This is a genomic window from Kitasatospora sp. NPDC004799, from assembly GCF_040609095.1.
GTDB lineage: Bacteria > Actinomycetota > Actinomycetes > Streptomycetales > Streptomycetaceae > Kitasatospora.
Window position 1 is genome coordinate 1 of record NZ_JBEXJK010000323.1, and the last position, 9545, is coordinate 9545.

Sequence of the window (9545 nt, forward strand, 5' to 3'; positions counted from 1 at the left end):
GGCCGCGCGCCCGCCGGGACACGCCGGGCGCGCGGTGGCGTGCCCGGAGCCGGGCGGTCGGGGAGGGTGTGAGGGCAGACGCACCGCACCCGAACCCTCCTGGGAGCCCCGCATGCCCATCGCCAGCGTCAACCCCACGACCGGCGAGACCCTCCAGACCTTCGAACCGCTCGACGCGGCCGGTGTCGAGCAGCGGCTGGCCCGCGCCGAGGCGGCCTTCCACGACTACCGCGGCACCGCCTTCGCCGCCCGCGCCGCACTGCTGCACCGCGCGGCCGACCTGCTGGACCAGGACCAGGAGGCGGTCGCCCGCACCATGACCGAGGAGATGGGCAAGCCGCTCGCCGCCGCCCGCGCCGAGGCCGCCAAGTGCGCGAAGGCGATGCGCTGGTACGCGGACCACGCCGAGGCGCTGCTCGCCGACGAGCACCCGGCCCCGGCCGACGTCGCCGACTCCGGTGCCGCCCGCGCCTACGTCCGCTACCGTCCGCTCGGCCCGGTGCTGGCCGTGATGCCGTGGAACTTCCCGTTCTGGCAGGTGATCCGGTTCGCCGCGCCGGCCCTGATGGCGGGCAACGTCGGCCTGCTGAAGCACGCGTCCAACGTGCCGCGCACCGCGCTGGCGATCGAGGAGCTGTTCCGGCGGGCGGGCTTCCCGGAGGGCTGCTTCCAGACCCTGCTGATCGGCTCGGGCGCGGTCGAGGGGGTGATCCGGGACCGCCGGGTCGCCGCCGTCACCCTCACCGGCAGCGAGCCGGCCGGGCGGGCGGTCGCGGCCACCGCGGCGGACGAGGTGAAGAAGGCCGTCCTGGAACTGGGCGGCAGCGACCCGTTCGTCGTGCTGCCGAGCGCCGACCTGGACGCCGCGGTGCGCACCGCCGTCCGGGCCCGGGTGCAGAACAACGGCCAGTCCTGCATCGCCGCCAAGCGCTTCGTCGTGCACACCGACGTGTACGACCGCTTCACCGCCGCCTTCACCGAGGCGATGCGCGCGCTGCGGGTCGGCGACCCGATGGAGGAGGGCACCGACGTCGGCCCGCTGGCCAGCCGCCAGGGGCGGGACGACCTGGAGGAGCTGGTCGAGGACGCCCGGGTGCGCGGCGCCCGGGTGGAGTGCGGCGGCGGGCGCCCGACCGGCTGGGACACCGGCTGGTTCTACGAGCCGACGGTGCTGACCGGCATCACCCCGGCGATGCGGATCCACCAGGAGGAGACCTTCGGCCCGGTCGCCACCGTCTACCGGGTGGCGGACCTGGACGAGGCGGTGGCGGTCGCCAACGACACCCCGTTCGGGCTCAGCGCCAACGTCTGGACCACCGACGAGGCCGAGCGGGAGCGCTTCGTCCGGGACGTCCAGGCCGGCGGGGTGTTCTTCAACGGGATGACGGCCTCCCACCCGGCGCTGCCGTTCGGCGGCGTCAAGCGTTCCGGGTTCGGGCGGGAGCTGTCCGGGCACGGGATCCGGGAGTTCTGCAACGTCACCACGGTGTGGATCGGCTGAGCCCTCCCGGACCCCACCCGGCCCGGCCGGGTCAGGACGCCATCCGGTGCCGGCCCGGCCCCGGGGTCATCCAGCGGGCGATCACGCCGATCATCGCGACGACCGTCAGGCCCCAGAAGACCGCCATCGGCACCAGCACCGCCAGCAGGCTCACCTGGGCGGCGATCATGCCGAGCCCGACCGAGAGCGCGATCATGAACGTCACCACGGTGGGGCTGAGGCTGAGCAGCCAGTGCCAGGCCTGGTGCCCGAAGCCCCGGGCCTTCCGGGCTCGGGGGCCGGCCTCGGCGTCGGCCCGGGCGTCGACTTCCTTGTAGGTCAGCAGGTCCATCGGGATCGCCTCCAATGCTGGACGGCTGGACGGGAGGAGAGCCTGACCCGGAGGGGTCAGGAGGCCTTGCGGGGCGCCGAGGACTTCCGGGTGGTGGTCTTCTTCGCCGCCGGGCTCCGCGCGGACGCCGTCCCGGAGGACTTCGCGGCGGACTTCGCGGAGCTTTTCGTCGAGGTGGACTTCGCGGTGGTCCTGGCAGCCGCCTTCGGGGTCGTCCTCGAAGCCGCCGGGGCGCTCTTCGCGGCCGGGGTGCTCTTCGCGGCCGGGGCGCGCTTGCGCGGCGCGGGCTCCTCCGCCTCGTCGCCGGCCTCCGCGGCCCCGCCTCCCGCCCGCCCTTGGCCCGCTTGAGGCTGCTGCGCAGCGCCTCCATCAGGTCGATCACGTTGTCCGGCGCCTCGCCCGGCTCCTCCTCGTGCGGGACCTCCACGCCCTCCAGCCGCGCGGTGATCACCTGCTGCAGCGCCTGCTGGTAGTCGTCGTGCAGCTGGGACAGGTCGAAGTCCTCGGAGAGGGTGTCCATCAGCGACCGCGCCATCTTGAGCTCCTGCGGCCGGACGGTGACGTCCTCCTCGGGCGCGATGCCGGCCGCCGGGCGGACCTCGTCGGGCCAGATGCAGGTCTGGAGCACCAGGGTGTTGTCGTGCACCCGCAGCACCGCGGGCGACTCCCGGGTGCGCAGCGCGATCTTGGTGACGGCGATCTGCCCGGAGTCGGTGAGCGCGTCGCGCAGCAGCGCGTACGGCTTGGCGGCGGCCTTGTCGGCGACGCCCACGTAGTAGGCCTTGGAGAACATCAGCGGGTCGATCTCGCCCTCGTCCACGAAGGCCAGCACGTCGATGACCTTCTTGCTGGGCAGCGGCAGGTCGGCGAGGTCCTCGTCGGAGAGCGTGACGGTCCGCCCGTCGGGGGACTCGTACCCCTTGGCGATCTCCGCGTACGGGACCTCCTTCTCCTCCCGCTCGCAGTACCGCTTCATCCGCACCCGGCCGCCGTCCTTCGCGTGCACCTGGTGCAGCGGGACGTCGTGCTCCTGGGTCGCGGAGTACAGGTGGACGGGGATGCTGACCAGCCCGAAGCTGATCGTCCCCTTCCAGGTGGTCTGCATGGGGTCGCTCCTGACCGGCGCCGGGTACCGGCCGCGCCGAGAACGCTCGGGTTGCTCCTACGGCATGCCCCGAGAGTCCCACTCTGCCCGGATTCGCCGGGATCGGCCACACCGCGCCGACAATGGGCCGAGGAGGTCGATGCGGATGACCGTCCGGAGCCGGGAGGACCGGCACGACCGGGACGAGGGGCCGCCGCCGGAGCGGTACGGCTACCTGGTGACGTACGCGGTGCGGGGCGAGCCCGGGGTACGACGCGCGGAGGTGACCGTGCTGCCCGGATACTCGCAGGAGGAGGACGTCCCCCGGATCCTGGCCGCCCGGCTGACCGGACGCCCGGCGGACGCGGCCTCGATCACCGTCCTCGAGCTGCGGCCGGTCTGAACCGCCTCCGACGGCCGCTCCGGCCGTCCACCCGGCGGCCGACTTGAGCCCCAGCAGAGCTTGGCAACCTGCCCGAATCCTGACGATGCGTCAGATCTGAGGTTTCCATGCCACCTTTCCACCCGCCCTGACCAGGCCTTTTGCGTTCGGTGAGCGAACAGTTATCAAAGCATTGTTCCGATACTCGGGCGTAGAAGTTAGGTTGCGACGCAATGCGCGGGCAAGTCCCCCACCCTCCGGCGCGACGAGCCGAGGGTCACACCGCGCTGGAAAGGCACAGGGCACCCTTGATGAGTGCGGACACCACCAAGCCCACGACGGCCACGGCGCTCCCCCAGCAGCCGGGGCCGATCGGTCACGGCGGCGACGGCCACCTGAAGGCCGGGCTCAAGAACCGCCACCTGTCGATGATCGCCATCGGCGGTGTGATCGGCGCCGGCCTGTTCGTCGGCTCCGGCGCCGGCATCGCGTCCACCGGCCCGGGCATCCTGCTCTCCTACGCACTGGCCGGCGCGCTGGTCGTGCTGGTGATGCGGATGCTCGGCGAGATGGCCGCGGCCGACCCGCAGAGCGGATCCTTCTCCGCCTACGCGGACCGCGCGCTCGGCCGCTGGGCCGGGTTCTCCATCGGCTGGCTGTACTGGTTCTTCTGGGTCGTGGTGCTCGCGGTCGAGGCGACCGCCGGCGCGAAGATCCTCAACAACTGGGTGCCCGGCGTGCCGCAGTGGGGCTGGGCGCTGATCGTGATGGCGGTGCTCACCGCCACCAACCTCTTCTCGGTGGCCTCCTACGGCGAGTTCGAGTTCTGGTTCGCCGGGATCAAGGTGGTCGCGATCGCCGCGTTCCTGGTGATCGGCACCCTCGCCGCCTTCGGTCTGCTGCCGGGCACCCACGCGGTCGGCGCCAGCAACCTCACCGGCCACGGCGGCTTCCTGCCGCACGGGGTGGGCGCGGTCTTCACCGGCATGCTCACCGTGGTCTTCGCCTTCATGGGCAGCGAGATCGTCACCCTGGCCGCCGGCGAGTCGGAGGACCCGGAGAAGGCGGTCAGCAAGGCCACCAACAGCGTCATCTGGCGCATCGGGATCTTCTACCTGGGCTCGATCCTGCTCGTGGTCACCCTGCTCCCGTGGGACTCCGCCGAGGTCAAGGCCAGCCCGTACGTGGCGGTGCTGGACCACATCGGCATCCCAGGCGCCGGCCAGGTGATGGACGTGATCGTGCTGACGGCCGTCCTGTCCTGCCTCAACTCCGGCATGTACACCGCCTCCCGGATGGCCTTCTCGCTGGGCCAGCGCGGAGACGCGCCCAAGGCCTTCGCCACGGTGACCTCGCGCGGCGTGCCGCGGGTGGCGATCCTCTCCTCGGTGGTCTTCGGCTTCGTCGCGGTCTTCTTCAACTACACCTCGCCGGACACCGTGTTCGCCTTCCTGCTCAACTCCTCCGGCGCCGTGGCGCTCTTCGTCTGGCTGGTGATCTGCGCCACCCAGCTGCGGATGCGCAAGATCATCGAGCGCGAGATGCCCGAGCGGCACACCGTCCGGATGTGGCTGTACCCGTACCTGACCTGGACGGCCATGGGCATGATCGGGTTCGTCATGGCGTACATGTTCACCGACGCCGACGGGCGCAAGCAGATGTACCTGTCGCTGGTCGCCGCAGCCATCGTGCTGGCGGCCTCGGCCGTGGTGGGCCGACGGCGGCGGGCCGCGGTGGCGGCGGGCTCCTGACCCGTCCGCCCCGCGCGGGAACGCCGGGCCCGGGAGCCGTTGCGGAGGCTCCCGGGCCCGGTGCCGTTCCCGGGCCGGACGACCCCGCCAGTTTGACCATGGCACGTCAAAGGGGATACCAGGGCATGACGCTCCCCCACGAGCCCCCCGCCCCCTCCGGGAGACCCCGTGCCGCTCCTGCCCGCCCCCGCACCACCCCCGCCGCCCCCGCCCCGCACCGAACCCGAGTCCGCCCGCCTGCGCTTCGGCCGCCGGCTGCGCCACTGGCGCGAGGCCCGCGGCCTCAGCCAGGCCGAGGTCGGCCGGCTGCTCGGCTACCACGACTCGCTGATCAGCCGGGTGGAGAACGCCCGCCGCTGGCCACCGCCCGGACTGCCCGCCCGGGCCGACGAACTCCTGCTCGCCGGCGGCGAGTTGGCGGCCCTCTGGCAGGCCGTGCACCGGGAACGCGAACGGCTCGGCGCCCGCGCCGCCACCCGGCCGGTGCTCGCCGCGGACACCGCCCCGCCGGACGCCGCCACCGTCGAGGTGCTCGCCCACCTGCTCTCCGCCTACCGCGCCGCCGCGGGCCGGATCGGCGGCGAGGAACTGGCCGCCGTCCTGGAACACCACGCGCACAGCCTGCTCGGCCGCCCGCTCCCCGACCCGCGCGAGCACCCCACCGCCGACCGCTCGCTCGCCGCCCAGTACGCCGAACTCGCCGGCTGGGCCCACTTCGAGGGCGGCCGGCCCGCCCGCGCGCTCAGCTGGTACGCCACCGGGCTGGAGTGGGCCCGCGCGACCGGCGACCGGGCCACCGCGGCCGCGCTGCTCGCCCGGCAGAGCACCCTGTACTGGTGGCACGGCGACCCGGCCACCGCGCTCGCGCTGGCCGAGGCCGCCCGGACCGCCGCCCCTGCCCTGCCGGGGCCACGGGCCTGGGCCGCCGTCGTCCAGGCCCACGCCCACGCGCTGGCCGGCCAGGCGCCGCAGGTCGCCCGAACGCTGGCGGAGGCCCGGCGGCTGACCGACGCCGCGCTGCGCTCCGGCGAGCCGACGCCCTGGGCGGCCCGCGCCGACCTGGTCCTGACCGTCGCCCACGGCACCTGCCACCGGGACCTCGCCGTCCGCACCGGCCGCGTCGTGCACGCCCGGACCGCGGCGGACCGGCTGGAGGCCGCCCTGCGGCTCCTCGACCCGGCCGCCCACCCGCGCGACCACGCCCTGGTCACCGCCCGGCTGGCCGGCGCCCAGGCGCTCGCCGGCCGCCCGGACGCCGCCGCCGCCCTGCTCGCCCGCCTGCCCCCGGACGCCACCGGCCGGATCGCCCGCGAGCGGCGGCGGGCCGAGGAGTGGCTGCACGGGTGAGTGCCCGGGCAGAGGCTCCTGCCCGGGCACCCTTCCCGCAAGGTCGCCTCAGAGGCGGGCCGCCGCCGCGGCGATGTCGCCCGCGTAGGTGCTCACCTGGCTGTAGACGCCCGGGTAGCCCGCGCGGGCGCAGCCGTTGCCCCAGCTGACGATGCCGACCTGGATCCACCGGCCCGCCGAGTCCCGGCGGACCATCGGGCCGCCGGAGTCGCCCTGGCAGGTGTCGACGCCGCCCTGGTCGTAGCCCGCGCAGATCGAGCCGGCCCGGTTCAGGCCCGGGTAGGCGCTCTCGCAGGTGGCGTCGTCGACGAACGGCACGGTGGCCTTGAGCAGGTACCGCTGCTGGGCGCCGCCCTCCCGCGCGGCGCCCCAGCCCATGATGGTGAAGGTGCCGCTGTCGTACGCGGTGGTGGTGGCGATCGGCAGGGTGGCGACCTGGCTGCCGGTCACCGGCGAGGCCAGCTTGATCAGCGCCCAGTCGTCGCCGTTCTCGGCGCCGGTGAAGTTCGGCGACTGGTAGACGTACGAGGAGCGGACCTTGATCGCGCTGCCGCTGCTCAGGTCGACCGCCCCGAAGGTGGCGGTGATGCCGCTGTTGGCGCCGGTGCCGTCCACGCAGTGGGCGGCGGTGAGCACGATCTGCGAGGTGTAGAGCGCGCCGCCGCAGCCCATCGACAGCCGCGCCATGAACGGGAACTCGCCCTGCGCCGCCCGCGTCCCGCCGACCACGGTGGGGGACGGTGCGGGCGAGGCGGCGGCGGGCAGCACGAGCAGGCCGGCGCCGAACACCAGGCCGGCCAACACGCTGAAAACTCTGCCGAGTTGACGCTTCATCGGGCTCCTCCTTGACAGGTGGGGGAACCCGAGAGTGGCCCGCCGGGCGGCGCGGCAGGAGGGTCCGGACCTTGCCGGTCGAAACTGGCAGGAACACGGCAATGCCGGGTTCCGGGCGGGGAGGCCCTAGGGTGATCGCCCATGCGAGATCTTGTGGTGGGGATGAAGTACCTGGTCGAGGGCCAGAAGTGGATCGGCCGGCACGGCCGTTGGTGGGGCATCGGGATGCTGCCGGCCCTGATCGCGCTGGTCGGCTACATCGCGGCGCTCATCTCCCTCGGCGCCTGGTCCACCGACCTCGCGGCCTGGGCCACCCCGTTCGCCGACGGCTGGGGCTCCCCCTGGCGGGACGTGCTGCGCGACGCGCTCGCCGCGATCGTCTTCGGCGGCGGCCTGCTGCTGTCCCTGCTCACCTTCACCGCGGTCACCCTGCTGGTCGGGCAGCCCTTCTACGAGGCGCTCTGCGCCGCGGTCGACGAGTCCGAGGGCGGTGCGCCCACCCCGCCGGACATCCCGGTCTGGATCGAGCTGCTGGTCGCCCTGCGCGACAGCGCGTACGTCCTGCTGCGGGTGGCCGGGTTCGGCGTGCTGCTGTTCGCCTGCGGGTTCATCCCGGTGATCGGGCAGACCGTGGTCCCGGCGCTCGGCTTCCTGGTGTCCGGCTTCTTCCTGACCGTCGAACTGACGGCCGTCGCCCTGCAGCGGCGCCAGGTGCCGCAGCCCGAGCGGATCCGGCTGCTGCGCGCCCGGCTCGGGCTGGCGCTGGGGTTCGGCACGCCACTGGTGCTGGCGTTCCTGGTGCCGATGGTCACGGTGCTCGCCATGCCGGGCGCCGTCGCCGGCGCCACCCTGCTCGGCCGCGACCTCGTGCCGCCCGCGACGGAGGACGCCGACGAGGAGTCGCCTGCGCCCGACCACCCCACCACCGGGCGGCCCGTCCCGGGGAATCCGTACGCGACGTCCTGAGTCCGTGACCGTCCGCTCACGCTGCGCCGACCTCGCGCCCTGGTGCGTGTGAGCCCGCCCACAGCGGGATCGCCACCTACGATCCCCGGTAGTGGAGGGGCGGCCCGGGGCACCCGCCCCGGTGCCGCCGGGGCGCCCCGGCCGGACCGCCCCAGACCGCACTCCGCCTGAAGAACACAGGCCACCACGGCTGTCGCCCTTGCGATCCGTCGCCGTCCACGATCTCGATCCCCCGATGGACAATCCGGGCACACCGCACCAAATCCACCGCCAGGCCTCGCCGCGGGCGCCCCGCAGCCACGATCCGGCGTAGTAGTCCACGGCTTTGCCACCCGTCCCCGGCCCTGCCAAGAATGGCCCGTCGCCAGGCAGCGCAGCCGATCACCTCCGCCGCCGCGCAGCCTGCCCGCCCCGCCGCTTCCGCCGGGGCGCCACGGCCGTCCAGGGCGGCCGCACGGGCCCCGCTCACCCGGAGCCCACGCGATGCCCCGCCCCCGGTGCCACCGGCACGGCCCCCGACGGAGAAGGATCGTCCCGCCCCATGCAGCTCAGCCATGCCCGCCGCAACTCCCTGATCACCGGCGTCGCCACCCTCGTGGTCGCGAGTGCCGCCACCGCCGCCCTCGCCATCCCGCAGGCCGGGAGCACCACCGAGGCCGCCCCCGCGGCCGCCGTCGCGGTGGACGGCGTGCCGGTCGCCGACCAGGTCCCGGCCGACACCGCTGCCGCTGCTGCCGCCGCCGAGCAGGCCGCCCAGGAGGCCCGGGCCAGGGCCGAGGCGGACGCCGCCGCCCAGGCGCAGGCGCAGGCGCAGGCCCAGGCCGAGGCGCAGGCCCAGGCGGACGCCAAGGCCAAGGCCGACGCCGCGGCCGCCGCCTCGCGCTCCCAGGAGCGCCAGAACCTCACGACCGCCTACTCCGGCACCCCGCAGCAGATCGCCGCGCAGATCGTCCCGGCCGGCCAGCTCCAGTGCTTCAGCAACATCGTGTTCCGCGAGAGCAGCTGGAACCCGCTCGCGGTCAACGCCTCCTCCGGCGCCTACGGCCTGGTCCAGGCGCTGCCCGGCTCCAAGATGGCCTCCGCCGGCGCCGACTGGCGCACCAACCCGGCCACCCAGATCAAGTGGGGCCTGAACTACATGAACACCCGCTACGGCAGCCCCTGCGCCGCCTGGGCGTTCTGGCAGAACCACCACTGGTACTGAGCCGACCCCGTCCGGCACCCCGCCGGCCCCTCACCCGCACACCGCCGTCCGCGAGCCGACCCCGTTCGGCACCCCCCGGGCCCGTTCGGCACCCCCCGGGGACCGCGCCCGCGCCACCACCCAGTGCCGCGAGCGCCCGAACCCC

At 74.3% G+C, this 9545-nt stretch carries 8 protein-coding genes and 1 pseudogene; 6 read left to right on the forward strand and 3 right to left on the reverse strand.

Annotation, left to right across the window (positions count from 1 at the left end):
• The first annotated feature begins 112 nt into the window (after nucleotides 1-112).
• A complete protein-coding gene (locus tag ABZW03_RS30445) occupies nucleotides 113-1501 on the forward strand; it encodes an NADP-dependent succinic semialdehyde dehydrogenase (RefSeq protein ID WP_355265282.1) in 1389 nt (462 codons plus the stop codon).
• A 31-nt stretch (nucleotides 1502-1532) separates the two neighbouring features.
• On the opposite strand, the gene ABZW03_RS30450 is transcribed toward ABZW03_RS30445, so the two are convergent.
• Together ABZW03_RS30450 and ABZW03_RS30455 are read right to left on the reverse strand one after the other, a co-directional pair.
• Nucleotides 1533-1832: a hypothetical protein gene (locus ABZW03_RS30450; protein WP_355265285.1), complete on the reverse strand. Its 300-nt coding sequence runs from the start codon at nucleotides 1830-1832 to the stop codon at nucleotides 1533-1535.
• 56 nt (nucleotides 1833-1888) lie between these two features.
• Nucleotides 1889-2937, reverse strand: a pseudogene (locus ABZW03_RS30455) (Ku protein).
• A gap of 145 nt (nucleotides 2938-3082) precedes the next feature.
• On the opposite strand from ABZW03_RS30455, the gene ABZW03_RS30460 reads away from it, so the two are divergent.
• The 3 genes from ABZW03_RS30460 (at nucleotide 3083) to ABZW03_RS30470 (ending at nucleotide 6396) form a co-directional block, all read left to right on the forward strand.
• Entirely contained in the window at nucleotides 3083-3319 is a 237-nt protein-coding gene (locus ABZW03_RS30460; RefSeq protein WP_355265287.1) for a hypothetical protein, read from the forward strand.
• Nucleotides 3320-3609: 290 nt separating this feature from the next.
• Nucleotides 3610-5049 carry an amino acid permease gene (locus ABZW03_RS30465; RefSeq protein WP_355265290.1) on the forward strand — a complete coding sequence of 480 codons (1440 nt, stop codon included), beginning with the start codon at nucleotides 3610-3612 and terminating at the stop codon, nucleotides 5047-5049.
• Between the two features lie 168 nt (nucleotides 5050-5217).
• Nucleotides 5218-6396, forward strand: a complete 1179-nt coding sequence (locus tag ABZW03_RS30470) for a helix-turn-helix transcriptional regulator (protein ID WP_355265292.1) — start codon at nucleotides 5218-5220, stop codon at nucleotides 6394-6396.
• Between the two features lie 48 nt (nucleotides 6397-6444).
• Here the strand turns inward: ABZW03_RS30470 and ABZW03_RS30475 are convergent, their stop codons facing one another.
• Nucleotides 6445-7230: a serine protease gene (locus ABZW03_RS30475; protein ID WP_355265295.1), complete on the reverse strand. Its 786-nt coding sequence runs from the start codon at nucleotides 7228-7230 to the stop codon at nucleotides 6445-6447.
• Between the two features lie 141 nt (nucleotides 7231-7371).
• On the opposite strand from ABZW03_RS30475, the gene ABZW03_RS30480 reads away from it, so the two are divergent.
• Together ABZW03_RS30480 and ABZW03_RS30485 are read left to right on the forward strand one after the other, a co-directional pair.
• Complete coding sequence (locus ABZW03_RS30480; protein ID WP_355265298.1) at nucleotides 7372-8196, forward strand: EI24 domain-containing protein; 825 nt, start codon at nucleotides 7372-7374, stop codon at nucleotides 8194-8196.
• 541 nt (nucleotides 8197-8737) lie between these two features.
• Nucleotides 8738-9400, forward strand: coding sequence for a transglycosylase SLT domain-containing protein (locus ABZW03_RS30485; RefSeq protein WP_355265301.1), 663 nt, complete (start codon nucleotides 8738-8740; stop codon nucleotides 9398-9400).
• Nucleotides 9401-9545: the final 145 nt, after the last annotated feature.

What these genes read in the sequence shown, in the direction of transcription:
- ABZW03_RS30445 (WP_355265282.1), top strand. Translation starts at nt 113, where the DNA reads ATGCCCATCGCCAGCGTCAACCCCACGACCGGCGAGACCCTCCAGACC.
- ABZW03_RS30450 (WP_355265285.1), bottom strand. Translation starts at nt 1,832, where the DNA reads ATGGACCTGCTGACCTACAAGGAAGTCGACGCCCGGGCCGACGCCGAG.
- ABZW03_RS30460 (WP_355265287.1), top strand. Translation starts at nt 3,083, where the DNA reads ATGACCGTCCGGAGCCGGGAGGACCGGCACGACCGGGACGAGGGGCCG.
- ABZW03_RS30465 (WP_355265290.1), top strand. Translation starts at nt 3,610, where the DNA reads ATGAGTGCGGACACCACCAAGCCCACGACGGCCACGGCGCTCCCCCAG.
- ABZW03_RS30475 (WP_355265295.1), bottom strand. Translation starts at nt 7,230, where the DNA reads ATGAAGCGTCAACTCGGCAGAGTTTTCAGCGTGTTGGCCGGCCTGGTG.
- ABZW03_RS30480 (WP_355265298.1), top strand. Translation starts at nt 7,372, where the DNA reads ATGCGAGATCTTGTGGTGGGGATGAAGTACCTGGTCGAGGGCCAGAAG.
- ABZW03_RS30485 (WP_355265301.1), top strand. Translation starts at nt 8,738, where the DNA reads ATGCAGCTCAGCCATGCCCGCCGCAACTCCCTGATCACCGGCGTCGCC.